This is a genomic window from Parashewanella tropica (genome assembly GCF_004358445.1).
Taxonomy (GTDB): domain Bacteria; phylum Pseudomonadota; class Gammaproteobacteria; order Enterobacterales; family Shewanellaceae; genus Parashewanella; species Parashewanella tropica.
This window is the reverse complement of sequence record NZ_CP037951.1, coordinates 3,235,001-3,261,374: the sequence shown is the minus strand read 5'-3', so window position 1 is coordinate 3,261,374 and position 26,374 is coordinate 3,235,001. Positions and strand designations below refer to the sequence as shown.

General features: G+C 40.5%; 22 protein-coding genes (1 of these 22 only partly in view). 14 read left to right on the top strand and 8 right to left on the bottom strand.

Annotation, left to right across the window (positions count from 1 at the left end; genetic code table 11):
- Positions 1 to 65 precede the first annotated feature (65 nt).
- From E2H97_RS14440 to E2H97_RS14425, 4 genes are all read right to left on the bottom strand, one after another.
- A complete protein-coding gene (locus E2H97_RS14440) occupies positions 66 to 431 on the bottom strand; it encodes a DCC1-like thiol-disulfide oxidoreductase family protein (protein ID WP_133407782.1) in 366 nt (121 codons plus the stop codon).
- Positions 404 to 1,240 (bottom strand): hypothetical protein, encoded by an 837-nt coding sequence (locus E2H97_RS14435; protein ID WP_170308316.1) that lies wholly within the window; start codon positions 1,238 to 1,240, stop codon positions 404 to 406. Before E2H97_RS14435 ends, E2H97_RS14440 begins: the two co-directional genes overlap by 28 nt.
- Positions 1,241 to 1,525: 285 nt before the next feature.
- Positions 1,526 to 2,766, bottom strand: a protein-coding gene (locus tag E2H97_RS14430) for an IS3 family transposase (RefSeq protein WP_133405459.1) whose coding sequence is annotated in 2 segments (ribosomal slippage) — positions 1,526 to 2,406 and positions 2,406 to 2,766 — 1,242 coding nt in all. Because the reading frame shifts where the segments join, the coding sequence is not laid out codon by codon here.
- Between the two features lie 307 nt (positions 2,767 to 3,073).
- Positions 3,074 to 3,277, bottom strand: coding sequence for a hypothetical protein (locus E2H97_RS14425; protein ID WP_133407780.1), 204 nt, complete (start codon positions 3,275 to 3,277; stop codon positions 3,074 to 3,076).
- Positions 3,278 to 3,488: 211 nt separating this feature from the next.
- Here E2H97_RS14425 and bamJ point away from each other — a divergent pair, with 211 nt between their 5' ends.
- From bamJ to E2H97_RS14410, 3 genes are all read left to right on the top strand, one after another.
- Entirely contained in the window at positions 3,489 to 4,106 is a 618-nt protein-coding gene (bamJ, locus tag E2H97_RS14420) for a BamJ family beta-barrel-assembly machinery protein (RefSeq protein WP_133407779.1), read from the top strand.
- An 87-nt stretch (positions 4,107 to 4,193) separates the two neighbouring features.
- Positions 4,194 to 5,009: a 4-hydroxy-tetrahydrodipicolinate reductase gene (dapB, locus tag E2H97_RS14415; RefSeq protein ID WP_133407778.1), complete on the top strand. Its 816-nt coding sequence runs from the start codon at positions 4,194 to 4,196 to the stop codon at positions 5,007 to 5,009.
- A gap of 338 nt (positions 5,010 to 5,347) precedes the next feature.
- A complete protein-coding gene (locus tag E2H97_RS14410; protein ID WP_133408660.1) occupies positions 5,348 to 6,052 on the top strand; it encodes a DUF3581 family protein in 705 nt (234 codons plus the stop codon).
- Positions 6,053 to 6,110: 58 nt separating this feature from the next.
- Here the strand turns inward: E2H97_RS14410 and E2H97_RS14405 are convergent, their stop codons facing one another.
- Positions 6,111 to 7,529: an ankyrin repeat domain-containing protein gene (locus E2H97_RS14405; protein WP_133407777.1), complete on the bottom strand. Its 1,419-nt coding sequence runs from the start codon at positions 7,527 to 7,529 to the stop codon at positions 6,111 to 6,113.
- A gap of 182 nt (positions 7,530 to 7,711) precedes the next feature.
- Here E2H97_RS14405 and E2H97_RS14400 point away from each other — a divergent pair, with 182 nt between their 5' ends.
- The 5 genes from E2H97_RS14400 (at position 7,712) to E2H97_RS14380 (ending at position 15,169) form a co-directional block, all read left to right on the top strand.
- Complete coding sequence (locus E2H97_RS14400) at positions 7,712 to 11,386, top strand: ATP-binding protein (protein ID WP_133407776.1); 3,675 nt, start codon at positions 7,712 to 7,714, stop codon at positions 11,384 to 11,386.
- The gene (locus E2H97_RS14395) at positions 11,386 to 12,048 is read left to right on the top strand and encodes a condensin complex protein MksE (RefSeq protein ID WP_133407775.1); all 663 of its coding nucleotides are present in this window, start codon (positions 11,386 to 11,388) and stop codon (positions 12,046 to 12,048) included. Before E2H97_RS14400 ends, E2H97_RS14395 begins: the two co-directional genes overlap by 1 nt.
- Before the next feature lie 17 nt (positions 12,049 to 12,065).
- On the top strand, positions 12,066 to 12,359 hold the full coding sequence (locus tag E2H97_RS14390; protein ID WP_133407774.1) for a hypothetical protein: 294 nt from the start codon (positions 12,066 to 12,068) through the stop codon (positions 12,357 to 12,359).
- Between the two features lie 21 nt (positions 12,360 to 12,380).
- On the top strand, positions 12,381 to 13,598 hold the full coding sequence (locus E2H97_RS14385) for a phosphoenolpyruvate carboxylase (protein WP_133407773.1): 1,218 nt from the start codon (positions 12,381 to 12,383) through the stop codon (positions 13,596 to 13,598).
- 335 nt (positions 13,599 to 13,933) lie between these two features.
- Positions 13,934 to 15,169 (top strand): dicarboxylate/amino acid:cation symporter, encoded by a 1,236-nt coding sequence (locus E2H97_RS14380; protein ID WP_133407772.1) that lies wholly within the window; start codon positions 13,934 to 13,936, stop codon positions 15,167 to 15,169.
- A 61-nt stretch (positions 15,170 to 15,230) separates the two neighbouring features.
- On the opposite strand, the gene E2H97_RS14375 is transcribed toward E2H97_RS14380, so the two are convergent.
- Entirely contained in the window at positions 15,231 to 15,956 is a 726-nt protein-coding gene (locus E2H97_RS14375) for a papain-like cysteine protease family protein (RefSeq protein ID WP_133407771.1), read from the bottom strand.
- A 141-nt stretch (positions 15,957 to 16,097) separates the two neighbouring features.
- On the opposite strand from E2H97_RS14375, the gene E2H97_RS14370 reads away from it, so the two are divergent.
- From E2H97_RS14370 to E2H97_RS14350, 5 genes are all read left to right on the top strand, one after another.
- Positions 16,098 to 16,799, top strand: a complete 702-nt coding sequence (locus E2H97_RS14370) for an adenine phosphoribosyltransferase (protein WP_133407770.1) — start codon at positions 16,098 to 16,100, stop codon at positions 16,797 to 16,799.
- A 604-nt stretch (positions 16,800 to 17,403) separates the two neighbouring features.
- Positions 17,404 to 20,031, top strand: coding sequence for a TonB-dependent receptor plug domain-containing protein (locus E2H97_RS14365; protein WP_133407769.1), 2,628 nt, complete (start codon positions 17,404 to 17,406; stop codon positions 20,029 to 20,031).
- Positions 20,032 to 20,132: 101 nt separating this feature from the next.
- Positions 20,133 to 21,917 (top strand): gamma-glutamyltransferase, encoded by a 1,785-nt coding sequence (gene ggt, locus E2H97_RS14360; protein WP_246029008.1) that lies wholly within the window; start codon positions 20,133 to 20,135, stop codon positions 21,915 to 21,917.
- Positions 21,918 to 22,193: 276 nt separating this feature from the next.
- On the top strand, positions 22,194 to 22,760 hold the full coding sequence (locus tag E2H97_RS14355) for a type II secretion system protein (RefSeq protein WP_133407768.1): 567 nt from the start codon (positions 22,194 to 22,196) through the stop codon (positions 22,758 to 22,760).
- Between the two features lie 357 nt (positions 22,761 to 23,117).
- Complete coding sequence (locus tag E2H97_RS14350) at positions 23,118 to 23,828, top strand: CatA-like O-acetyltransferase (protein ID WP_170308315.1); 711 nt, start codon at positions 23,118 to 23,120, stop codon at positions 23,826 to 23,828.
- Between the two features lie 43 nt (positions 23,829 to 23,871).
- Here the strand turns inward: E2H97_RS14350 and E2H97_RS14345 are convergent, their stop codons facing one another.
- Together E2H97_RS14345 and ubiU are read right to left on the bottom strand one after the other, a co-directional pair.
- Positions 23,872 to 24,726, bottom strand: coding sequence for a U32 family peptidase (locus E2H97_RS14345; RefSeq protein ID WP_133407766.1), 855 nt, complete (start codon positions 24,724 to 24,726; stop codon positions 23,872 to 23,874).
- Positions 24,727 to 24,952: 226 nt separating this feature from the next.
- On the bottom strand, positions 24,953 to 25,954 hold the full coding sequence (gene ubiU, locus E2H97_RS14340; protein ID WP_133407765.1) for a ubiquinone anaerobic biosynthesis protein UbiU: 1,002 nt from the start codon (positions 25,952 to 25,954) through the stop codon (positions 24,953 to 24,955).
- 137 nt (positions 25,955 to 26,091) lie between these two features.
- Between ubiU and ubiT the strand changes: the two genes are divergently transcribed.
- Positions 26,092 to 26,374, top strand: the 5' portion of a protein-coding gene (gene ubiT, locus E2H97_RS14335) for a ubiquinone anaerobic biosynthesis accessory factor UbiT (protein WP_133407764.1). The gene runs 218 nt beyond the window's last position; only the first 283 of its 501 coding nucleotides appear in the window; its start codon is at positions 26,092 to 26,094; its stop codon lies beyond the right edge, outside the window.

Here is a 26,374-nt window from a genome sequence, read left to right as displayed (position 1 = left end):
TAAGACTCAGAAACCTAACGCTGAACATAAAAAAATAAAAATGAATTATTGTTTAAAAAAGGATGTTACTTAAGTGGAGGTACGAACCATAATCTGATTTTCACTAGCATTCGGTAAAACCAGTATTGATTCATTTTAAGGTAAATAAACTCGAATACCCGAACAGCTAATCCTTTATGACGTGACAACTTTAGTAGCAACATCAGAGCGTCATGTCCGTAGTACTGCTTATTTTGATATTTGACTAACATGCCATCATTAAGATCATACCCAGCATTTTGATAATCGGTCAGTTGCTGGTTGGATAAGTCTCTGGCATTGACCATTGTTACTTGAAATCCATTAGATTCTAAATCTCGTTTAAGCACGATATTTCGGCAAAACGGGCAGTCACCATCGTATATTATTTCCAATTGATCACTTGTAGCCATGGAGCAACTCTATGTAATTCAGTAATAGCAATAATAAGAATAGGGTAGCAGGCAGTAAAGCTATATAAAAAGGTATTTAAGCCCATAGCAATCGCAATACTTAAATGAAAACAAAACCCAATAACAAGATAAAGAACGAGCACCTTGGTTGAGGAAAAAATCACAATCGGAAAACTGGCTTGCCATATCATTACAGCTAATGACGACAATCGAGCAAACGTGGGATGTCGATAAAAGAACTGAGCAACCCAAGGTTTGCCAAAACTTTTGGTGTTAGAAATGCTGGCGAGAACATTTTCATTTCTCCAAATTGGAGAAACCCACTTAGCCCAACCAGAAGCGGTATACGCTAGGGTAATTTGGGTGGCGATAAAAAGTAACCCAAGATGATTCAAATACGAATTATGAGGCCAAGTTATTAGTATCAAGCCAAACAGTACGATAGAAGTCATCTGTATCGCACCATCACGACCGATAGGCATACGACTATTGGTGAATTGATGTAATGAAAACAACAAACCCAAGGTCCACACAGAGACTTGAGAGCAGCAGGCTTGATAAATTAGCAGCAAAGACACGATAGCTTTCAGCTCTGTAACTAAATTATTGCTCCAAGAGTATTCAAACAAAAGATCAAAAATGGGTAACGCCCAATTTGGAGCAGAAAGCCGAGTTGTTCGCCAATCCAGTATATTCCCACTTTCAAACAACTTTCGATTCACCAAGGTTTCTATCGATATCACTAAGGACGCTAATCCAGCTAAAAAGCTGGAACTTGTTATAACATTGAGGTGAGTCAGAATCAGCATTTAACGCAAGTGATGCCACTGAGATAAAGCGAGTAAATGGACATCGTGTTTTTTAAAAAATCCATTCGTCGCGATAACAGCAAATTGGATTTTATCGTCAGATTGCTGAACCTTAGCTTTGGTTGTCGTTACGTTCAATAAAGTTAAATAAGGGTACGACCCTAATAGAGAATCACTAGTGGCTTCTTGGTCATTAGAATGTTCAATGAAGAGTTGCGACAGATCTTGTAAGGCTTTTGTTTCTAATTTATTGGGATTGTCTCGTCCTAAAATACGTTGACGGTTTTAATGTAAATCCAAGAGCATTTGCTCTTGGATTTTTTTATGCACTTGGTTCGGTGTTTTCATCTCTAAACTTAAATGCGGTCTCATATCGTTGTATATCGCTATTGATTCATCGATGAGCAACTTTAATTCATCAATATTTTTACATTGATATACAAGGAACTCCTGCTTCAGTATACCATTCACCCTCTCTGCGAGTGCATTTTGATAGCAGTCATAACCATCAGTCATTGAGGGTACTATATTATTTTGCTTAAGTTTATTCTGATAAATAGCAGAGCAATATTGTAACCCTCTGTCTGAGTGATGAATTGCGTTACGTCTATAACACCTATGGCTAACAGCCATATCTAGCGCTTTAACCACGTCTGTCGCTTTCATTCCATCACTTAATTCATAGCCCATTATTTTTCGACTATAAGCGTCAGTGACAAGCGAGAGATAATGCACACCATCATCACTTTCCACATAAGTGATATCACTTACCAAGACTTCTTCAGCTCTTTGTGGCGTGTAATCCTTTAACAAATTCGGATGCTTTTTCATCCAATGCTTACTGTTAGTCGTTTTCCTATAACTACGCTTGGGTTGAATTAGCAGGTGTTCTTCCCTCAGATAGTCGAATAGGCCATCTCGCCCGAGCTTTATGCCTTCCTCCATAAGTTGAGGCTTCAGAAGATAGTACAGTTTCCTACCGCCTAATCGTGGCATAAATCGCCGTAACGCTAGCACCATATTTTTTACTGGAGCTAACATGATAGCCCGTTTTTTATCTCTATATTCCCTTTGATAAATTGATTGCCTCGTCATGCCAAGAAGCTTACAAGCCTTGCTTAAACTTACTTGCTTTTGTACCTGAAGGTTTCTTGCTCCTTGGCTATAAGCTTTTTTCGCAACCCTATACCATGTTCAGCATCAATAATATCGACGACTTCATTAAGTAATAGGTTACGTAACTTTTCATCCTTCAACTCTCGCTCTAAGCGCTTAATCTTTTGAGCTGGTGTTTCTTTGGCTTTAGGTGATTTAGACATGGTTATTTTCGGTGGTTGACACCAATCTAGCTTACCGTGTTTTCTCAACCATGTAAGTACTGTTGAGCGACCTTGGATACCATAGATTTTTTGAGCTTGCTTATAGGTCATATCACCTTTTTCAACAGCTGCAACAACCTGCAATTTAAAGCCTAATGAATAATCACGTTGTGTACGTTTTATATAGGTAGGATCTGGGTTTGTCATAATAAGTCCTAAATGTGTAAACACATTTCAGGACGGGACAGATTAAATAAAAAAGTCCACCAAGGGTTATTGGGTGTTTGAATGACAGTGTGCCAAGTGTCTTGACTATCTTGTTGATGGTATACCAAACTCTGATCTTTGGTTCCTGGATTTGGACTAAAAAAAGTCCATGTAGGTATCAAGAAAAAGATATCCCATGAAAAAAGCTTGGACTTTGGATGTGGCACAAACTGCCTGTGAATGGTGGCTACCAACCAAACTGCAATGAAAAAAGTGAAAAAAATATTTAGCAAATAACCAACCTAAACTAGCTCTGCATAATATCAAGCAGTTCGTCTACCGTCGCTTCTGCTGTATTCTTTAAAGAATGTAGTTGATGTTCATTTACCTTATTACGCGCAGTCGAACCAGCACCATGTGCATAAACAGTTGGCCAAGATTTGTTGGAGTTTTTAGACGTGGGTTGACTTACAAGTTTATTCAACTGTTCAGAGGTTGATACGTCTAGCATATAATCGGTTCCCATAGATTAGTCGGAACTTAAACTTATCAAATACACTCTATAGAGCACAGGGTATGTGAATGAAGTTTAATCTCAAAATTCAAACTGAAAAAATACAAAATCTATCAAAACGACAATTTCAGCTTGAATTACGCCCTTAGCCATAAAATATGCTACTATTCATCGCAATTTTTTATCGATTAACAATGAGTGAAACATTATGTCTGATACATACAGCACTATTGAACAGCGTGTAAGCTACGGCATTGGCTTACAAATGGGTCAACAACTTGCTTCTAACCCATTTGAAGGTCTAGATATTTCAGCGGTTCAAGCTGGTTTAGCGACTTCTTTCAAGGGCGAGCCAAGTGCAGTATCTCAAGAAGATCTAGAAGCCGCATTCAACGAAATCAACAAGCGCATGCAAGCCGCTCAAGAAAAAGCGTCTGAAGCAGCAATGGCTGAAGGTAAAGCGTTCCTAGATGACAACGCTAAGCGTGAAGAAGTTACTGTTACTGATTCTGGTCTTCAGTACGAAGTACTAAAGCAAGGTGAAGGTGAAAAGCCAACTCTTGATTCCACTGTTCGTACTCACTACCACGGTACTTTCATTAACGGTGAAGTATTCGATAGCTCTGTACTACGTGATCAACCAGCTGAATTTCCAGTTTCAGGCGTTATCGCAGGTTGGACTGAAGCACTACAACTAATGCCTGTTGGTACAAAGCTGAAACTATTCGTACCTTCACACCTAGCATACGGTGAGCAAGGCGCGGGTGGTTCAATTCCTCCTCACAGCACTTTGATCTTTGAAGTTGAGCTATTAGACATTATTTAATGCAAGTTTGACGCTGATCAGTTAATGTAAACGCCATCTATATAGAATAGCTGGCGTTTTTTTTGCCCCAAAATTGAGAAAAAATACATGAGTGAACAAGTCAGAATTGCGATTGTTGGCACCACAGGGAGAATGGGAAGAACTTTAGTTGAAGCAGCCAAGCATCATCCGAACATTTATCTTGGAGCGGCGATTGAACGCCAAAGCTCAACCCTAATGGGCGCGGACGTAGGCGAAATCGCGGGTGTTGGTACCATGAATGTGGCTATCTGTGGTTCACTTGATGACGTTAAAGATGATTTTGACGTATTGGTAGACTTTACCTCTCCACAATCGAGCTTAATTCACTCAGCTTGGTGCGCAAAAAACAATAAATCCCTAGTGATTGGAACGACTGGGTTTACTGACGAAGAAAAAGCGCAAATTGCTCAAGATGCCCAAGAAGCGCCGATTGTACTAGCGCCTAACATGTCTGTGGGCGTAAATCTTATGTGCAAATTATTAGAAATGACATCAAAAGTGATGGGGGATTACGCTGACATTGAAATCATCGAAGCTCATCACAGACATAAAAAAGATGCACCGTCTGGTACCGCATTGCAGTTAGGTGAAGTGATTGCTGATACGTTAGGGCGAGATTTAAATGAATGCGCCGTTTATGGTCGAGAAGGCATCACAGGTGAGCGTGATCAAAAGACGATTGGTTTTGCCACCGTTCGTGCAGGTGACATTGTGGGTGAGCACACCGCACTGTTTGCTGATATTGGCGAGCGAATTGAAATTACCCATAAAGCTTCAAGTCGTATGACTTTCGCAAATGGTGCGATGAGAGCTTCATCATGGTTAGCTGGACAACCTGCAGGGCTATATGACATGCAAGATGTATTGGGGCTAAATATTTAACATCGATGCAGTTAAATCCAATTGAGTTTGCTGGTGATGATCACACCAGCAAAGTACAATTCAAACAGCATATAAAACACAAATAACCAAGAGCCTCGTTTAAAAGACCGAAAACTCAGAATTAAAATCATTAGAAATGCAACAGTTGGGATCAACATCTCAAATCCATAAACTTGCCAATCTCATTAACTAATTGTCAAACCTGCCTTTTTAGATATAGCACATCATTACTCCCTATCAAAGTTAACTCATCGGGTGAGTTAAAACTCAAAAATAGTATAAACTGATCGCTTATTTTGAATAAAAATGCATGCCTTTAGGAGTGAGTGTCCAGTCTTATGTATTTAGAGCCATACTTTTCTAAAAAACAAAATATTATTACTGTATCAGCAGAGCAAGCTAGCGTATTCGCTAAAAAAGTCGCAGGGGATGTCAACCCTATCCATGATGTCGATGCCAAGCGTTTTTGTGTACCCGGTGATCTATTATTTGCTTTGGTGTTGGAAGAGTACGGTTTAAGCAGCTCAATGGAATTTAAGTTCCAAGGTATGGTTGGCGATGGTGTTGATTTAATCTTTCCATCAGCTCAAGCAGACGTTCTAGAAATTAAAGACACTAAAGATAAAACCTATTTATCAGCTCAAAGCGCAGGTGTTATCTGTCAAGATAAAGCCAAAATCGAAGCTTTTGTTCGCACTTATGTATCTTTCTCGGGACTGAACTTTACTCACGCATTGTTGCCGTTGATGGAAAAGCATCAAGTGATGGTGAACCCTGCTAGACCCCTAGTAATGTATGAAAGCATGTCATTTGAACTGCACAGTTTTGATTTTGATAGTGTTGAGTTGGAGTTAAGTGAGCATGAGCTGCTTATTGACGGTAAGCGCGGCAATGTGACTCTTCATTTTGAGTTTTACAGTCACGGAAAAAAAATTGGTACAGGCAAGAAAACACTCGTGATGAGTGGTCTCCGAGAGTATCAAGAAGAAGCGATTGCTGGTATGCGTGAGTTGTACGAATCCCGTAAACTCAAATTTGCATAATTGAACCTTAGCTCTAATAAGCTGAGTTTAATGAGAGGCGTTTAGCGCCTCTCTTCTTTTATTTTTTCTGTATCTTTTTCGATACCTCCTGCCAAACTTCTTCTACTAATGATTTTACTTCAGCATGTGAATAATGACTTTGAGCAACCATAGCAATGGGAGCTTGTTTTGTAGCATCTGGGCTTGAAAGCAGTTGTTGTTGTACTGCTGGAGACTGTTCTTTAAGACTTTTCAATAATGAATTTACCGCCCAACCACTGCCTGCACTAATTGCTAATACGATTGGGCTGTGGGTTTCTGGATTATGGGCAATACAGGCACCATGTTGTAACAATAAATCCATGACATATGGCCCACGACTAGGGACTAAGCCTACTGAGTAGCACAATGCGCTTTTTCTATGCGTTGTTAGCTTATTAATATCAAGGATATTGGCTTGTAAAGCTGGTTTTTTTGAAGCTTCGGCAGTTTCCAATGCTTTTTTGGCGGTAATATGCTTTTGGAATAATTTAATAATCACCCCTTGTAAATGAAATTTTGTTGCCATAATTAAGGGGGTTCTTTGATAATTATCCGCAGCATTTATATCGGCACCACTTTCAATTAAGTGACTGGCACAATCAGTATTACCATGTTCAATCGCCAATAAAAGTGGAGTTAAACCACTGTTTGTTCTGGAATTTATTTGGGTTGGATATTTTCGGGCTAAAGCCTGTAATAGTATATAGCTACCATTAGCGGCAGCAAGATGAAGAGCGTTTTCTCCCGTTTGAGGGTGATGTCCAATATCGGCATCTCTTTTTAGTAATTGGATCGCCGAGTTGACAAAACCGCGCTGCGAAGCAATATATAGTAACGATTCACCTTGTTCATTTGTTGCATTGGGGTCGCCGCCTTGCTTTAGTAACTCTTCTACGCACTGGCCATAATCACCAAGAGTTACAAGCTTTTGAAGTAACCTTGTAGCTACCTCTGGCGACACTCCCACTTTAATTAGCCTAGATGCAGTTGCTATAAAACCGTTTTCTAGCGCTACTTCAACAGCTGATAAATTATTCGATAAGTAACCCGTATCGGCTCCTTCACTGAGCATTTTATTTACTGTAGCCAAGTCTCCTTGTTGGGCGGCATGGAAAAGTTTTTTCCCAGAGTTCACTCGAAAAGTAAATTGCTCAAGAATGCTTGGGACATACTGTTGAGGAACTGGTTTAGGGTTTGTCTCATTGGTACTGTGAAATGATGATAATGGTGTGAGTAACCATTGCGAATTCTTATCCGGCAAAGTACAGGTAAAACTCGTTTTAATCGATCCTTCTCTTGAGTTTGGAAAAGAAACAGTAAGTACCACTGTTTTTTTACAAACCCTTTGGTCAGCAAGTTGAGTAACATTATTACTTTCCATTGTGAGTTGTTGAGTTCTTACATTGAACTGACCAAAAGCGGGCAAAAGGGCTGTGGCGGCACTTGGAAAAGACATGAACAAACGACTCTTGCTGAAAATTTACAATATTTTATAAAACAGCTTACAAATCCAACAGTTAATTCTTGTTCATCCGTTTTCTACAGTGAAACAAAGGTTGTATCTTAAAAAATAATTCAGTTATGCTCTATCATTCTTTGTAAAACCAAACTCCTGCCGTAAATCGCAAAAGGAACAGCATGTCTAGCTTGATTCGTATCGTGTTGATCAACACTCACTTACCCGGAATTGTAGAATTAGAACTGGATGGTCACACCAATATTTGTGGCACCAATGCCTCGGGTAAAACCACGTTGCAACGATTGGTTCCGGTATTTTATGGGGAATACCCGAGTCGAGTCGTACCTTCAACCCGTGATAGCTTTGAACGCTGGTACTTACCCCATGATCAAAGCTTTATCATTTACGAATATCGCAAAAGTGATGAACGCTTATATCAAGCCGTATTGTCATCGGCAGGTGATGGTAAAGGTGTTAATTACCGTTTTGTAGGTAAAGGCTTTGAACTGGATGACTACATCAAGCAGCGCAATGGCGATACGGTGATTTTCCATACCACGGCGGAGCTTGGTAGACAGTTTAAAAAAGAAGGCGTAAGTACCACCAAACATCTTAATACTCGTGAATTTAGAGCTGTGATCCAGCACGATCGCAGCTTGCTCAATATTGGTAGCAATCGTAGTGAGCTACGTAGCTATGCCAATCAATTTTCTCTGTGTGAACCTGAACACAGTATTCGTCATATCGAGAAACTTGCAAAAGCGGTGCATTCCAAAGAAGGCAAGATGGAAACCATTAAATCCATGATTGCCGCGATTTTAGAAGAAGATGGCGTTAATCCGCCAAGTTCTCGTATTAATCCACAACATGTTGAAGCATGGATCAACGAAAGCCAGTTGATTAAAGGCTTTGAGCAACTTCGCCCTGAATACCAAAAACTCGAACAAGAATTTAATAAGCTGCAAAGTGTCGAGCTGCGTTTAGGGAGTCTTTCTCGTGGTTACAAAAACGATGAAGAGTTAGAAATACAGCGTAAAGAAACCGCTGAAAACGATGCCAAAGAAACGGGCTTGAAGCTTAAAATGCTAGAAGAGCAGTGGCGACTGCAGCGTGACGAGCTCAACCAAGAATTGTCTGCGGCCAAAGGTGATCTCAACAAATGTGAGCAGGACTTAACCGAAATCGAGCAACAATACGATGTGTATATGGATGCCGATATCGAGCAAGCAAAACTCGATTTAGCACAAATGCCAAGCTGGAAGTCTGATCTTGAAAACCTTAAAGAACGACATAAACTGCAAACCGAAAAGCATCAAGATATTGAGTCGGCATACAATGAGCGTCGCAGTAAGATCAGTGAGCAGCTACAAAGAGATTTAGACAAACTGCATCAACAACTTGAGCAGCGCAGAGAAGAAAAAGACAGTCAGCGCGATGCGGCAAGGCAAGATATTGAAGCCTTAAAAGAGAAGGCGCGAGAGCAGCTCAGTAAGCTTAAAGACGAATTTAGTCAGCAGCAAAACCAATATCAAGTGAAGCAAGCTGAATTAAAGATTCAATTATCCAACGTTACTTATACCGAAGATGAAAAGCGCGCTTTAGCCATTTTCGATGAGCGTATTCAAACGGCTCGCGAACATGAGCACAATTGCAATCAACAGCTTGAAAGACTGACAACAGAAGAGCGTAAGTTAAGAGCGCAGCGTGAACAAGCTAATGAAGGATTGCGCAGTGCAGTAAAGCGTGTGGGTGATCGCCAAGCTGAGCTGGATGAAATTGAACAAATTTTGTATCCGCAGTCTCACACGCTATTGGAGTTCCTGCGAAAAGAAGCGGAAGGTTGGGAGCAACACTTAGGTAAAGTCATCGCACCTGAATTGCTTCACCGTACCGACTTGCATCCAAGTGTCGTGAAACAAGATGACACGAGTTTGTTTGGCGTGCAGTTGGATTTAGCGTCAGTAGATGTGCCTGAATATGCGTCTTCAGAGCAAGCGTTACGTCAACGATTAGCCAAAGCCGAAGAAGCATTAGAGCTAGCGCAATCACACCAACAGGAAGCCGAAGCTCAGCTGGTGGTGATGAATGAAAAACTGGATAAGCTTAACCGAGAACTGACTATCGCTCGTACGGCTTACAGTAATAGTCGTGATGATCTACGGCGTTTATTTGAAGACAAAGCCACTGAGCAGCAACACATCAACCAAGCCTTGACGGAACGTAAATTAGAGTCTCAAAAACAGCTGACTCAGTTGGATGGTGAGCTGAAACGATTGCAACAGCAACATCAAGCGCTAATCGAAGAACATCAAGAGCAAACTCGTGAAGCCGAAATGGAGCAAAAAGCCCACTGGCAAGAAGTGATTGGTGGCATTGATGCTCAATTGTCTCAAGTCAGAGTCGGTATTGATGAGCGTAAAGCCAATGCCAAAGCGGAACAAAAAGCTTGTCAGCAATGGTACAAAAATGAGCTGCAATCACGGGGCATTGATGAGTCTGCCATTATTAAACTCAAGCAAGAAATTACTTCGCTTGAAGATAAGCTGGCTATGACTGAACAGCGTCGAGGTGAAGTACTCAAATTTGATGACTGGTACCAGCGTGATTGGATGCTCAGAAAGCCGAGCTTGCAAACTCAGCTCTCAGAGTTAAAACAAGCCACCACGGATTTAACCAAGCAATTGGCGCAAGAAAGTAATCGAGTTAAAGCGGAGCGTGAAGCCTTAGACAAAATCAAAAAAGCCGCTGAAGCCTTGCAGGTGGAAACGTCAGAAAACCTGACCAGACTACGTGAACTTATTCGTAAACTGGCTGAGCTTAAACTAGCGAATAATGATGAAGAAGTGCCGGGCAGTCTAGCTGAACGTTTGCGCTTAGGTAGTGAAGGCTTATTGCAACGTGAGCAGTTGCTTAGCTCTGTGAAACAATACGTTGAACACTTCGATTCTGTGATTGCCAATAAGTCCGGTTCTCGCTTTGCTGAGATTTGGGAAAAATCTCGTGAAGAGTCCAGCCAGCTTAATGATAAAGGCATTCGAGTGCTGGACTATCGTAAGCTCGTCCCTAAACTTGATAACCTACTTAACGTAATTGTGTCGCAGCAATTTAGAGCGATCCAAGAGCAAGGGCGAATTTTTGGTATTGATCTAACCGCTTATTATGATGTGCTTGCCGATATTGACCGCCGCATTGCTTCTCAAAGTGCCCGCATTACTCGTGAAGTAGGCGAAGAGCTATTCCTTGATGGTGTATCAGAATCAGCCGTGAGAATTCGTTCACGAATTGCGGAACTTGAGTTTTGGCCTGAACTGCAACGCTTTGTAAAAGCGTTTGATGGTTGGAAGTCGTCAGGATTTGATGGTTTACCCGATGAAGACTATATCCTCAGTATGCGCCGTGCCTTGGATATCATTGGGCGAGCGGCATTAGCGGGGGGCATTTCTAAATTACTTGAAATTGAACTGCGTTTGAAAGAAGGCAATTCTGATCTGGTCATTCGTACCGACAGGCAGCTAAATGAATCATCCAGTCACGGTATGGCGTATTTGATCTTATGTAAGTTCTTATTAGCCTTTACTCGTTTGTTACGTGGTCGAGCGCAAGTAACCATTCACTGGCCGATTGATGAGTTAGGTACATTGCACCATAACAACGTTAAGAAGATCTTTGATGCTTGTGAAAACAACCAGATTTCAGTTCTTGGTGCCTTCCCGAACCCTGAGTCGGAAGTACTCAACCTGTTTAAAAATCGCTATATCATCAATAAGCAAACCAAAAAACTACAAGTGGTGAAACCAAAAGTGAATGCCATCACTGAGAAACTTAAAGCTCGTATGACTCAGGAGATTGCATAATGTCTGACGCTAACATGACAACAGAATCGGTAATGGTCGGCACAGGTGCACTGATCGAATCTTTGCTTAAAGGCGACTTCATTTGTAAAACCACCAATGAAGATGCGTGGCGAGCTTTGCAAAGTAATGCCACTAAAGATCACATTGAACAGTACCTTAATCAAATTAATCGTACCTTAGCCACAGCAGCAGAAGGTGAGGTATATTTTTGTGGTTATCAAGAATTAGGTGATGCTGAGCGTAAAGTGGTTTCCGCCCAATTTCGTGATGTTTGTCAGTCACTAACACCGTTGGTGGAATGGTTGGTACTCGTGCAAGAAGCCAATGGTGCCGATGCTCCCTTGTCTCAAGGTGTGCCAATTCGTTTAACCGAGTTACAAACTCGAATTGAAGATACGCCAGCTTTTCGTGAGCAGCTTGCCAAGTTGAGCCAATATCGTTTATTTGGCTCAACCAGTACTCAGGTCGATAATCAGATCAAACTGGTATTTAAGCGTTTACTAGAGCTTGGCTATTTAATCAAACCTAATCAAGATAAACAGATTTATATCGCTACAGGTAAGTTGGATTATTTGTATGAGGTGATCCGCTTTATTGATGAAACCGAAGCCTTAAATCTTGAAGCTCAGGCTGAAAGTTCAGTGCAGCAAGATTTAATTTAATGCCAAAGAGGTGAGTTATGTCTGTAATTACCAATGCTGAAATTGCTAGCGCAGTATTGAAAAGCGTCGAGACACATAAGTTTACTTTTGGGAGTAATTTAAAAGACTTTGTTATTGGTGGTAAAAGTTTCGAGCTTAAATTTAATGCTACAACAGCTAAATATTCTGTCGAGAGAGAGGACCTGCCAAGAACAACCGGATGGAAGCATTGGACTAAGCAAGACTCTGCAAGCAGAGTTGCACGATATTTGAACACTCACCAACAAGAAATAGAATATGAAGAGCTTCGCTTAGGGACTTCATACAGGTAAGGCTGTTAAACAGGAATAATAATGAGTAATCACTTACATCAAGCTGGAAGCAAGTTCCTTAAATTGCTCGGACGGCATTCAGATTTGATCATGGATGCTTACTTGTCGGGTTCGGTGAATGAATCTGAAACCGATGCAAAAGTGATTGAGAAACTGAGCAAAGCCAATGTGTTATGGCGACCTGATGTTGAGCAAGAATTAAGACTTACGGGTACAGTACGCGCCATGCTTGAAAATGCGCTCAGTGATGAGCGTAATCGCCAGATTGATGCCAATTCAGGTTCAGCATTAGCGACCATTAAAACCTTAGCGAATCATTATAAAGAAGCGCGTCACAATGTTGATCATGCGGCTGCTGAAGCGTATTTGGCTGATTTAAATGAGCATGTTTATGCCTTTACTGAATCATTGGCGTATTCGACTCGTGTTCTGTGGAGTCGTATCAATAATGAATTCGGTTACGTGGGTACCATTAACGCCAAAATTCGTGAGAACGAACTAGCGCAATCGCAAGTGACAGAGTTACTCAATGGCTTGGAAATGTTCCAGTTCGATGAGTTGACCGAAATTGCAGGTGACATTCGAGAGTTGCGTAAGTTAATGGTCACTACGCTTCAAGAAGCTTTGAGTCAAAGTATTGAAGAGTTAAGCCTTGTTCAAAGTAGATTATTAGAGTTACTTGGGCGTTTTCGTCATATTCAAGGTCGTACTCGTTTGCTTAAAGGCTGGCTGTTGCATCAAGACATGCATCCTGAGTACATGCCAGAAGCACATGCTTCACACAAATCGGTACCGAGCTTATTTAATCATGCCGAAGCCATATTAAAGCCTGCAGCAGCCGATGTGCGTAATTCACTACACGAAACAGAATTGATGCAACTCGTTTCTAAAGTGAAAAGCTTTAGTGAGCGACCTCAGGCGCGGTCAACCCATGAAGATGTCAGTGTTACTTTAGAAGATAATGCAGCTTTTGATGTCGCTGAAAGCCAGCTGAAACTGGATGTGGATCAATACTTCTGTGATGTCATCGACTCTGGTTTACGTCAGTCAGCATTAGAGTATTTGCAGGCTAAACAACTGGAGTGGGAAGAGGAAAGCTGGATTTATCAGGTGATAGGTGGTTATGAAGGGTTACCAGAAGAGCAAAAGCATTTCTTTGAGCTTGAGCCTTTAGGTGAACCACACCCTATTTATAACGGTAACTTCATCATTAAAGACGTTGAGTTGTGGCTGGCATAGAGTCAGCCTTTTTAGCTCTTTATCTCGAAAAAGTCATTTACTCCTCACACTTCAACGACTATATAAGCAGCTATATCGCTTTCTTAAACCAGTAAAAGATCCTTGGTTATTATTTTGTGGTGAATATTAAAGACTGGGTTTAAGGGTTTTACTGGAGGGATGTTGTGAGTTTTTCTGTTTGAATGGTTTTATTATCTAGCTTTCTGTGTGTTACATGAAGTTCTGAACACTTGCCCTACTATTGAATTTATCCTGCTATTCCCTCACTATGTTGGCGATTTGACTACATTCTTCAAGAAAGAAGATACAAAATAATAAAATATTAGGTTTACGATATGATGAAATCACTCTCGACCAAAATTTTTATTGGTCTGTTTATGGGCTTTATTTTGGGAAGTGCGGTGCAATACTTACTTGCCGATATCGCTTTCTTTTCCGATAACTTAGTCAGCTTTTTCTCTGGCATTGGCACCATGTTCGTTAACATGATCATGATGTTGGTTGTGCCTTTGGTGTTCGTCAGTATCGTGTGTGGTGTTTGTGAACTGCCCGATCTTAAAAGTTTTGGGCGTTTAGGCGGTAAAACCTTCGGTTTTTATATTGTTAATACCATCATTGCCATCAGTGCTGCATTAACCGTCGCTTTGATTTTACAGCCGGGTAAAGGCGTTGATATGAGCAGCAGCACAGACGTTGCCATTACCGCGACTGAATTACCTAACCTGATGACCTTGCTGATCAATATTGTTCCTCGTAACCCTGTACAAGCCTTCTATGATGGCAATATGCTACAAATCATCTTTATGGCTCTACTGTTTGGTGGTGTGATGAAGTCGATGGGCTCTCACGTTCAGGGCGTGGTTCATGGCTTCCAATCTGTAAACAAGATCATGATGAAGCTGATCACTGTAGTTATGACGTTAGCGCCATACGGTGTATTTGCATTGATGTTTAAGCTAGGTGCAACGTTAGATTCAGAAGCTTTTGGTAGTGTATTAAGCTACATTGCGATTATTTTGGTGATGCTTAACCTTTGGTTATTTGTGGTTTATCCATTTGCGGTTAAGTTGTTTACTGGTCTTCCTGCATCAGTATTTCGTGAAAAGACGCGTGAGCAAGTATTGTTCTCGCTTTCAACGGCAAGCTCAAATGCAACTATCCCTGTGACCATGCGTACACTGACTGAAAAGTTAGGCGTGAATAAAGCGGTTGCTGGTTTTGGTGTTCCGCTTGGTGCAACCATGAACATGGGCGGTGTATCCATCTATATCACTATCGCTATTTTCTTCGTAGCAAATGCGTTTGGTATGCCATTTACCGCTGAGCAAATTCCTGCGTTGATCTTCAGTATCTTCTTATTGTCAGTTGGTGCTGGCGGTGTGCCTGGTGGTGGTATGGTAATGATTGGTGTACTTATTCACCAAACAGGTCTACCAATTGAAGCCTTCGCTATCGTAGCGGCAATCGACCGTATCATTGATATGTTTGTGACCTCGAGTAACGTTGTGGGGGATACCGCGGTTGTGACTATTGTTGATAAGACAGAAGAGAAACATCAAGTAGAAGGTTAGGGCTCGTCTTTGTACCTAACAAGATTACCTAAAAGGGAAGTATTGTGTTGCTTCCCTTTTTTTAAAGCAATGCTCTTTGTTCTTTTCTAAGTGACACTTGATATATTCGATTTCTTTGAGAATGACTTCTCAATTTAGCTTCTAGCCAAGCAATTGGTTTTACGATATTTCCTCCCCTCCATGGGCAGTGCAATATTACGTGATTTTCACTTAACCCAACAATTAACATCTCGTGATAAAGTACTGGTCTACCAAATACCGTTTTAGAAATTTCCAGTATCATTGGCGCTGACGATAACCCTTTTATTAATGATTCTTTGAGTGAAAGCTTTTCATCTTGAGGAAAACGATAGACACAATTATTAAGGGGGTGAAATTTAAATTTAGGATGAAAATATAAGTCTAAATCTAAACTCGTTAGTCCATAGAATCCAAATCTCGGATTTGAGACAAGCTTTGATGTTGACTGGGATATGGGCTTAGTTTCCAATCTATGTGGTAAATCAAAAAACACTTTGTACATCTCAATACATGCATCGAGACATAAATTGACATGTCCTTGGTGAATATATTCAACATTATGAAATATGGCCACGGTGTCTGATATTTTTGGGGGCGTCATTGTTCCATTGATTTTATAAACCTGCACATGTCCACTTTTCAGTCGCACCGTCGTTTTTTGTGGTTGAACTTGTTCAGCCTTTAAACCCAAACATTCGAAAGGAGCAGTTAAATTGTTCCTAGCACGGAACTGGAAAAGCAAGTTAAAAGGTTTGGGTATTATCATCTACTTTTCAACACTCCAAAATCAAAAAGGTATTGTCTATTAAAGCAAGACATACAGACAATTAATGATCGTTCATCAAGTTTTCAGGTTTCGCCTTATACAGTGGTTCATTAGTGGTATCTGTTAATTTGGAGGCATTAAATGGCTGCTGAAGACCCTCTTGCTTTTGAGAAATATCAAACAATAAGAAGAGCCAGCGATGGCGTTTTGTGTGATACAAACGGTATGAGTCTAGTCGGTTGGCATAATCATGGCGGAGCAAAAACAGAGATTGAATTACAGCGTGCAATGAGCTTTTTAGATATCAATACTGAACACAAATCGTATAAACGTTTTTGCGATATCTTCAGAATGACTGCTGACGGCAGAGCTTTTCATGCTTGTTGTGAGCAAATGGCCGAAGAATATGAAGGTAAGCATTTTGATCGAGTCGTTGGAACTGAGTCAAGAGGGTTTATTTTTGGTTGTGCCCTTGCTTGTAAACTTGGCGCAGGTTTTGTTCCCGTAAGAAAAGCTGGGAAGTTACCAGGGAAAGTATTAGAAGTGGAGTCCCAAGTTCAATATGCTAAAAACCAATTGGAAACATCGAGCGGTTATTTTGAAGTTGGAGATAGGGTCCTTTATTGTGATGATTTGATTGCGACGGGAAATACAGCAAAGGACAGTATTGAGCTCATAAAAAAAGCAGGCGGGAAAGTAACAGAGGCTGTATTTTTAATTTCAATTCCCAGTCTTGGAGGTGAAGAGTTACTGAAAAAAATGGGCGTTAGAGTATATAAACTGTTTGATATGGAAGGCGATATTTCAGTCATTAAGCAATGGTTTATTCATACACACTCATAAAAGGCATATTGAGAAAAACCAATCACGCTATTTATTTGTCCTGCCATGATTAATGTCGGAATCAAAGAGATTATCAAAAAATCAATAATCGACTCAGAAAGGTAAGCGATAGCGTAATTGCCCAATACTGTCGATTTGCTTTTAGGGTCGATAATCTTCAATAGTAAAATTATCCATACCGATAAACTCATGATGATTATGAAATCTTTTTTGTTGTTTTAGTGATCATATTATCAGGGGCTGTCTTCGATGCTTTTGAGCACTTCCTGTTCGGTGTTGTGATCAGCTTACTTAGATGACTAAGCTTCACTGCTCACGCCTTGAACAGAAAAGTGCACAGATAGCACAAAATTCAAGCCTGAAAGATGAATAGACCCTAAGACAATAATGGTGGAATCATCTGAGTGTTTATTTGTTTTTGTTATATAAATTTGGTTAATTGCCTTTTTAGTTATATCAAATAACAAATTGAACCATTTGTTATCGTTATTTTTTCAATTCTGTGCTGATAAGATCACAAACAGAAGAACAAATATTTACTTTTGATTTAACACTTTCTTGTTTGGGGGTGGGAAATAAAAACGATAACAGGAGCGCCGGCTTAATGAAGTTTTCATTATCAAAAATTACCTTTGGTGTAGTTTCAACTTTGGGATTATCACTTTCGTCTTCGATAACCTTGGCAGAAGATGCTGAAGACGTTTCAGCTAATAATGGTGAAGCAGTCGAGCGCATTGCGGTATTGGGTTCTCGTCGAATTGGACGCACCATCAGTGAAAGTAACGTTCCCGTAGACGTATTGTCGGCAGACGTACTTAAAGAAGGTGGTTTTACAGATATGAACCGCCAGCTACAAAATGCCGTACCTAGCTTTAACTATTATCAGCCATCACTTGTTGATGGCACAGAGCACATTAAGCCTGCATCACTTCGTGGATTAGCTCCAGATCAAACTCTGGTTCTACTTAACGGTCGTCGTTTTCATTCCAGTGCCTTATTAAACTTAAATGCTAGTGCTGGGCGAGGCTCAGTTTCTGTTGATCTAAATGCAATTCCTTCAGCTGCCATTGAGCGTATTGAGATTTTACGTGATGGTGCAGCGGCGCAATATGGTTCAGATGCTATTGCGGGTGTGATAAACATCATTACTAAAAAAGATGCAGAAGGCGGTGTTTTCAATCTTACTGCTGGTCAACATATTACGACTTTAGATGGTGTTCCTAAGCTAATAGGCGTACAAACCGATGCTAATGGTAATGTTGTGCCTAATGGCAGTAACCGTGTGGCGGGCATTTATGGTAAAGACATCTCACGTAAAGACGGTGAGACGGTAAGTCTATCTGGTAACGCGGGTTTTGGTTTCCTAGAAACGGGTTATGTAAATCTAACCGCTGAATATAACAATGCCAATGCAACTAAGCGTGGTGGCTTGGATGATGGTGACACTTACACCAAAAATCCAGATGGGACATTTGATAAGCGTGAAATCACGGTAAATCGTGATCGTTTCTCTTTCGGTGCGCCTAAAAGCAAGTCTTATTCTTTACTTGCAAGCTCTGGTTATGAGTTTGATTCTGGTAGTGAGTTATACTCGACGTTTACACTTCAAAATCGTAAATCTGTATCAGGTGCATTTTTCCGTGAAGCCGCTGATGAAGGTTTGTTGATCCAAAAGATCTATCCAGATGGTTTTACGCCACAAGTCCATGCCGATATCGATGACTGGTCATTATTAACGGGCTTTAAAGGAACGCTTGGTGAGTGGGATTACAACACCAGTGTGGTAACGGGTAAGAACAGTGTCGCTTACAACAATACCAACACCGCGAACGCAACCTATTTACTGGATACACCTACTAGCTTTTATGGCGGTAAGTTAATTTCTGGTCAAGATGTCGTCAATGTCGATTTTACTCGTTTTTACGATGTTGCCTTCTTAGACTCTCCGATAGCATTTTCTGTAGGTGCTGAATACCGCAGAGACAGTTACGAGATCCGCTCTGGTGATGTTAAAGCTTATACCAACCGTCCATCATTAGATGCGGATGGCAAGCCGATTTTTGATGATAAAGGTAACCCCGTTTATCCAACCAAGCGTTTGTTTGCGCAAGGCTCTATATTCTTCTCTAAAAACAGTGAAGTTGATAAAAGTCGCAATTCAAAAGCGATTTATGCCGAAGTTGATGCCGATCTAACCGATGATTGGAACTTAGTTTTAGCGGCACGTTACGAAAACTACTCTGATTTTGGTAGCACCACTAACGGTAAAATTGCCACTCGTTATAACCTAACCGATGACTTGGCCATTCGTGGTTCATTCAGTACTGGTTTTAGAGCACCGTCGTTACAGCAACAGTTTTATACCTCAACCAATACCAACATTATTGAAGGTAAAGCCTTTGAGGTGGGTACGGTTGCGGCAACCAGCAAAGCGGCTAGAGCATTAGGTGGAAAGCAACTTGATGCAGAAAAAGCAACCAACTATAGCTTAGGTTTTACTTGGGACCTTCTTGAGAACTTAAACCTAACGTTTGATGCTTACCGCATTGAAATTGACGATAGAATTGTTCTATCAGAAACACTAGGAAACGATGACGCTGAGCGTAAAATCGTTGAAAAAGTATTTGCTGAAAACAAGATCGAAGGTATTAACGCAATCCGATTCTTTATCAATGGTGTGAATAGCACTACCGAAGGGATTGATGTAAACCTTGCTTATCAAACAGAAGTATTAGCGGGTGATCTTAAGCTGTCTACTGGCTTTAACTACAATAAAACCGAAGTGAGTGATGTATTAAATACCGCAGGTCCATCTTCATTGTTCACTTCTGATCAATTGTTTACTCGTCGTGAGCGTGCCCGTTTAGAAAATGCGGCACCCAAGCAAAAAGCCAATGTTACTGCGAACTGGAACAAAGACGCACTGAGCTTAATGCTACGCACTAACTACTATGGTGAAGTTACTCAACCTTCTTCTCAGAGTAAAAATGATGTCACAATTGATAAAGCGTTTATTTGGGATGCCGAAGCGAGCTATAAAATCACTGAGAATCTAGTGACCAGTATTGGTGTTAATAACTTATTTGATAAGTACCCAACTTCTGGCATTGAGCGCGATTTGAAAGCAGGTAAGAAACCAAGTCAATTTGATTACATTCTGCCGTACGCTAACTTTTCACCATACGGCTTCCAAGGTCGGTATGTGTATCTAAGAGCAAGTTTAAGTTTTTAACTTAAAACGATAGACTCTATGTAATACGAAAAGAAACCGGATTCAATGCTGGTTTCTTTTTTTTATTTTTTGTCATTGAATTTTAAAAATTGGAAAATCTTGTGACAGTATCCAAAGGCTTTAAAAAAACGCTAATGCTATTGGCAACCGCTGTGATATTTGCAGCGGGGCAAGTATCTGCCGATCCTAATAATCACACTGCCCACTTAATCAAACCTGAAGCTCAAAGCGCTCCTCCATTACTTGAGTACAGCAGTATTGTTCATCCAGTCATCGCTAGAAATGGCATGGTCGCAAGCCAAGAAGTATTAGCTTCTCAAGTCGGCGTGGATATTCTCAAGCGAGGAGGAAATGCGATTGATGCCGCCGTTGCCGTTGGCTTTGCATTAGCCGTGACCTTACCTAGAGCTGGAAACATTGCTGGTGGTGGTTTCATGCTGGTATACCTTGCCGATAAAGATAAGTTTGTTGCTCTAGATTACAAAGAAATGGCACCCGCGGCAGCGAGCCGTGATATGTATATTTTACCTGATGGCAGTGTCGATAAACATACTGTGCGATATACCCGCAAAGGTTTTGGCGTACCGGGTACAGTTGCCGCATTTGCTAAAGCTTTAAAAGAACACGGCACTATGAGCCTTGCAGAGGTGCTGCAACCTTCGATCGATTTAGCTCGAAATGGTATCAAGGTAACGGACGATTTAGCCTTTTCGTTAGTGTATGCCGCTAAGCGTCTAGGGAAAGATCCCGAAGCAAAGAATATCTTTTTTAGAAAAGACGGCGTACCGTTAAAAGCAGGGGATATGCTTTATCAAAAAGATCTAGCATGGTCACTTGAGCAAATCGCCAAAAAAGGACCTGATGCCTTCTATAAAGGGGAAATCGCTAAACGAATTGCTGATGATATGAAACAAGGCAATGGCTTAGTGACACAAAGCGATATGGCAAATTATGTAGTCGCCGAGCGTGAACCGATTAAAACAAGCTATCGCAATCACGATTTAGTCATTATGCCACCGCCAAGCTCAGGTGGTGTTCATATTGCGCAAATGCTCAATGTATTTGAGAAGTTTGATTTGAAATCAATGGGTCATAATACGGCGGCAACCATTCATCTAATGAGTGAAACCATGCGCCAAGCCTATGCTGATAGAAGTAAACATTTGGGCGATCCTGATTTTAATAATATTCCAATCAAATGGTTAACCAGTGAAAAGTATGCCAAGCAAACGATGGCTCAGATCACTATGGATAAAGCACGTTCTTCTAAAGATGTGAATCCAGGGACGCCACCACTGCCAGAAAGCCCTGATACCACTCATTTCTCGGTAATGGATAAATTTGGCAATGTGGTTTCAAACACCTATTCCCTTAACTATTCATACGGCTCAGGAATTGTGGCGAAAGGCACAGGTATTTTGCTGAATAACGTGATGGATGACTTTTCTGCTAAACCGGGTTCGCCAAATGGTTATGGCTTAGTCGGTGGTGAAGCCAATGCGATCGCACCTAAAAAACGTGCTTTGAGTTCGATGACACCAACTATCGTGATGAAAGACGGTAAACCCTTCTTGGTAACAGGCAGTCCGGGTGGCAGCCGTATCATCACCACTGTGATGCAAGTGGTGCTTAATGTGATCGATCACGATATGAATATCGCAGAAGCGACTCATGCAGTACGAGTACACCATCAATGGCTGCCAGATCAAATCCTTATCGAGCCGGGTTTGAATAAAGACACCATAGAGCTATTGAAAGCGAAAGGGCATAAAGTTGTGACATCTAAAAACTCAATGGGCAGTACTCAATCCATTATGTATAAAGACGGTTACTTTTATGGTTCGGCAGATACAAGACGTCCAGGAGCTGCGGCGATAGGTTTTTGATAGTTAGCATTACATAGGTGATTTTATAAAACAGGGAATGTTATGAATTCAAGGATGAAATTTGTCACACGCTTTAAATACAACAAAGATTAGCGCGTCAAAATGAAGTCTCAAACGGCATTTCATATGAGTATTGAGGGTAACTAAAGCGTACATAATTATTAATTCTGTAGAAGTAATGTAAGAAATATGGTCAAATATTACGAAATTCTAAAGGCTATCTGATTGAGTCTTTAAAGATGTTTTTTAGTTTAAAAAGAATCTTTTGATAAAAGTATGTCATTGAAACAAGAATACAAATCAAACAAGTCAGCTGGTTTTACCTTGGTAGAGCTGGTTACAGTTATTGTATTACTTGGTATTTTAAGTGTTATTGCTGCTCCTAAGTTTATCGACTTTCAACATGATGCCAGAGCCTCTGTGATAAAAAGCATCAAAGGCTCTTTAAAGTCAGTGCATGACATGGTTTACATGAAGTCAACTGCTCAAGGTAATCTTTCTGATCTTATAGGTAAGACCCAAATTGGAAATGGACAAGCAATAGATGTTCATTATGGTCACCCTCGGACTCATTGGTCTGCAACATGGCAAAAAGTATTGGAAATTAATGTTGAACCTCGCGAGCATGGCAGTAAATCCGCTAAATGTAATACCAATAAAGACTTTTGTGTGATTTTTAGTGTGCTGCATGGTACTTCAGGCTATACCGACGATTGGACCATGTATTTTGTCCCCAAAGGTTTTGCTGTTAACGATAGTTGTTATGCTCGATATACACTGGATGTGTTAACTGAGAACAAGCCTCATTTGATTGCTTTCGAAGATGTTACTTCAGGGTGTTAAATTGATTTTTGATGCTTATGCCGATTAAGTGTTTATCTACAGCTTTTTTAATCTAATATATTCGAAATAACTATAAACCTACCTATAACGTCTTTTATTATCCACAAATCTACATTGCTAAACCTGCTGTAATTATTGGGCTTTTTACTTTCTTGTAAAAATTGAACTCCGTACTGTATTAGCTAGAAAGTTAAGTTTTTGCTCTGGTCGGCTTTCAAAAAATAAAAACCTGCTTATGATTATTGTCGTTATGACAATCATGGTTTTCATGCCTGTATTGTCTGTATTTGAAACTCATGTAGGAAAATGCGTTTCACTTATCTAAATGATCTATTTTTTAATACAGTAAAACTACAAATGACCCTAGAACAAATTTTAAAAAATTATCATGGACAGAAATTAAATGAACAGGAAGTAAGTTACTATCAAAAATGGGCGATGGAATATTTTCACAACGATGAACATGTTACTGACCCATATATTTCAATGACCATTGATTTGGATATTACCCAAGTTCGAGAAAACTACGAGCTTCATTATCAGCATGAGCATGGTGCTTCATTTCAAGGCTTTATGATCTGGTGTTTAGCTAGAGCGTTAAGATCTCAGTGGACGTTCTCAAGTCGTAATATTAACGGAGAATGGTATAGATTCGATAATTTGCCGATTTTTACTCCGATTGCCGTTGGTGGTGATCTTAGGTTTAAAGACGTAATACTGGAAGACACAAGTTCGATGACTTGGAAAGAGTTTGCCAGTTACTATCGCGCATCAATTGATGATACTTATCAACAGTTAGAGGTTTTACCTCAAGATGTGTGGGCTTTATGCCCGTTTATTGGAAATCTACCAAACCTAGATTTCTCTGCATTAAATGTACATAGAAACAGAATCAAAACGGGTCGGCCTATGTTCTACTTTGGAAAAAGAAGAAATAACAACGACGTACTTTCGGTACCACTCAGTATCTGTTTTGATCACGCAAACAGTGATCCTTATGTACTTGATAAATTGATCAATACGTTGAACTCATACTTAACTGCAGTTCCAGAACACAAATTGAATTAGTTTGTTTCGGTTAGGGTCAGAACATTTCTGACCCTTTGTGATTTTAAGTGAGCTCCATTCCAGCTTCGCCTTTCCAGTACCCATTACATGGATTTAATGGTTTTTCTATCGCTTCACCTTTTATTAAACGCTCAGCAATATCAATACTACGCATACTTGATGGAGATATTCTGAAGTGGGTGACACCCATGGCTTTCATTTCTTCAATATCATCACTTAAGTCGGTACAAGCCGCTGCTTGAGTTTGAATACCGTTTAAACGCAGCAATGGTTGATCTTCTTGGGTCTGAGTCAATAACCCTTTTGGGTATTCGATACAAACGGTTTCGCAGTTGTCCTTGGCAATGCCTTTATGACGAGCGGTGAAACAACGTGCAGAGTGAGCAAGCGGCGTATGACCGTGACCAAACACCTCTATTTCGAAGGGGAGTGAACCGCCATTACTGGCAATGACTTTATTTAGCCAATCTTTGGATAGCTCAATAGGTACAACAAAACGCTTCATACCCCATTGGTGCATTTTCATTAAGCTGGCTAAGTTATAATTATTAATACTGGTGCCACAGGTAAAGGGGATATTCGCTTCTTTCGCAACATGCACGCCAGCTAAGTCATTGGCTTCGATTTCAAAACCACAGCTTTCGATTTGACGTTTAAGTTCAGTGAACTCTGAAGGCGTTTCCAATAGAGCTAAAGTAGAAATAATGACTTCTTTACCAGCTTGTTTAAGCATGGTGGCAAGCTCTAAATAATCTTTAAACTTCAACTGTCGGCGACGAGTACAAACCGCTTCACCCAAATAAACGACCGGTATCGAGCTTTCTGCCACTTTTTGGTAAAACTCAAATACCTTTTCTTTTGGCCAAAAGTATAGAAGAGGGCCTAAACTGATTTTCATTTGCTTTTTCTCCGAAACCTAGAAGAAGTAGTTAGAAGCTTTCTTAGGCGTAGGAAAAATTGTTGCTCGCAAGGCTTGAATTGCAACAGGTAATGGTTCTTACCTGTAAGATTCGTAACGCCGCTAGCGACAATTTTAACAAGTATAAGAATGCTTAGAATTTCAGTTCTTTTAGGTAAAATATTTTTAAACTACTTTAATCGTCTAACTGCTTTTCTAGGTTCCATTATTGCCAACTGCGCTCATAAGCACCTAATGTGGTGGTTTGCCCTTCAGATACTTTGGATAAAGCAGCATTCCACTCATTACGGCATTGGTATGATTCTGGTGATGCCATATAAGTATCAATTGCATTACGCCAAACACGGGTGACTTGCTCTACATATGCGGGACTACGCTGACGCCCTTCAATTTTCAATGACGCAATGCCTGCTTTTCCTAAATCGGGTAATAAACTTAATGTGTTTAAGCTGGTGGGAGATTCCAGCATAAACTCTGGATCTTTTTCTTCTTCAGTTTGATAGCGTCCTTTACAAACGACGGGGTAACCCATTTGTTCATCTTTAGAAGAGCTATCGATCAAAACGTTGTTTAGTAAGGTCGATTGTTTATCGCCTTTTTCTTCCCATCGGACATGTTGAGCAGGCGAACAACTGCCACCCGTATTAGGTGATTGTCCCGTGACATAAGAAGATAAATGGCAACGCCCTTCAGCCATAATACATAAACTACCAAAGGCAAAGACTTCTAAATCAACAGGACTGATTTTGGCAAGATCACGTACTTGCTTCATAGAAAGTACTCGAGGAAGTACGGCGCGTTCAATATTAAATTCTTCTTTATATAACGTCAGTGCTCCTAGATTAGTGGCACTGGCTTGAACAGAAAGGTGAAGTGGTAGTTGTGGGTGCTTGCTATGGGCGTAATCTAACAGGGATAGATCGGCAACGATTAGCGCATCAGCACCTAAGTCTGCCGCCATATCAACAGCCTGATACCAGCGGTGCTCTTCAGTGGGCTTTGGAAAGGTATTGATAGTAAGGAAGATCTGCTTACCCATTTGTTTAGCGATTGATATCGCTTGCTGTAATTTTTTGGGGCTGAAATTAAGCCCAGCAAAAGAGCGGGCATTGGTATCATCTTTCAATCCAAGGTAGACAGCATCGGCGCCAGCATTAAATGCTGTTTTGAGCGCAGCCAAGTTACCTGCTGGACAAAGCAATTCCATAGTAAATCTCTCAAGTATTTTAAAATCCCAGCAGTTTAAAGGGAATTGATCCTGTAAGACTTGATATAGGACAGGTTTCTAGGGATAAAACCAAGCTAAACTTGCTTTCAATACAGCTATTGAATTACAGGTAAAGTATGCTTTCAAAGTTACCATCTTCCGTCGCACAACAACTTCTTGTTCGAATTCCGCAAGTTGGGAAACAGGTGCATTCCTTCATCCCATTTAGCATCAAGCAAAAGATGATCAAAGAAGTGTTAACTCATTTATTGAAAGAACAAATGGAAGACGAAGAATTAGAATTTCTTGAAGGTAAGTGGGTTGCGATCAAAGTCACTGACTTCAATTTCAACTTTGATGTGAGTTTCGATGGAAAATGGTTGATCAGACAGCCTCAACAAGCGGATGTGACGTTTTGCG

Bases quoted from the DNA above. Each gene is read 5' to 3' on its own strand.
- E2H97_RS14390 (WP_133407774.1), top strand. From the start codon at position 12,066: ATGTCTGTAATTACCAATGCTGAAATTGCTAGCGCAGTATTGAAAAGC.
- E2H97_RS14410 (WP_133408660.1), top strand. From the start codon at position 5,348: ATGTATTTAGAGCCATACTTTTCTAAAAAACAAAATATTATTACTGTA.
- E2H97_RS14425 (WP_133407780.1), bottom strand. From the start codon at position 3,277: ATGCTAGACGTATCAACCTCTGAACAGTTGAATAAACTTGTAAGTCAA.
- E2H97_RS14400 (WP_133407776.1), top strand. From the start codon at position 7,712: ATGTCTAGCTTGATTCGTATCGTGTTGATCAACACTCACTTACCCGGA.
- E2H97_RS14370 (WP_133407770.1), top strand. From the start codon at position 16,098: ATGGCTGCTGAAGACCCTCTTGCTTTTGAGAAATATCAAACAATAAGA.
- E2H97_RS14350 (WP_170308315.1), top strand. From the start codon at position 23,118: ATGACCCTAGAACAAATTTTAAAAAATTATCATGGACAGAAATTAAAT.
- E2H97_RS14355 (WP_133407768.1), top strand. From the start codon at position 22,194: ATGTCATTGAAACAAGAATACAAATCAAACAAGTCAGCTGGTTTTACC.
- dapB (WP_133407778.1), top strand. From the start codon at position 4,194: ATGAGTGAACAAGTCAGAATTGCGATTGTTGGCACCACAGGGAGAATG.
- E2H97_RS14435 (WP_170308316.1), bottom strand. From the start codon at position 1,240: ATGCTGATTCTGACTCACCTCAATGTTATAACAAGTTCCAGCTTTTTA.
- E2H97_RS14345 (WP_133407766.1), bottom strand. From the start codon at position 24,726: ATGAAAATCAGTTTAGGCCCTCTTCTATACTTTTGGCCAAAAGAAAAG.
- E2H97_RS14405 (WP_133407777.1), bottom strand. From the start codon at position 7,529: ATGTCTTTTCCAAGTGCCGCCACAGCCCTTTTGCCCGCTTTTGGTCAG.
- E2H97_RS14365 (WP_133407769.1), top strand. From the start codon at position 17,404: ATGAAGTTTTCATTATCAAAAATTACCTTTGGTGTAGTTTCAACTTTG.
- bamJ (WP_133407779.1), top strand. From the start codon at position 3,489: ATGTCTGATACATACAGCACTATTGAACAGCGTGTAAGCTACGGCATT.
- E2H97_RS14380 (WP_133407772.1), top strand. From the start codon at position 13,934: ATGATGAAATCACTCTCGACCAAAATTTTTATTGGTCTGTTTATGGGC.
- ubiU (WP_133407765.1), bottom strand. From the start codon at position 25,954: ATGGAATTGCTTTGTCCAGCAGGTAACTTGGCTGCGCTCAAAACAGCA.
- E2H97_RS14395 (WP_133407775.1), top strand. From the start codon at position 11,386: ATGTCTGACGCTAACATGACAACAGAATCGGTAATGGTCGGCACAGGT.
- E2H97_RS14440 (WP_133407782.1), bottom strand. From the start codon at position 431: ATGGCTACAAGTGATCAATTGGAAATAATATACGATGGTGACTGCCCG.
- E2H97_RS14375 (WP_133407771.1), bottom strand. From the start codon at position 15,956: ATGATAATACCCAAACCTTTTAACTTGCTTTTCCAGTTCCGTGCTAGG.
- E2H97_RS14385 (WP_133407773.1), top strand. From the start codon at position 12,381: ATGAGTAATCACTTACATCAAGCTGGAAGCAAGTTCCTTAAATTGCTC.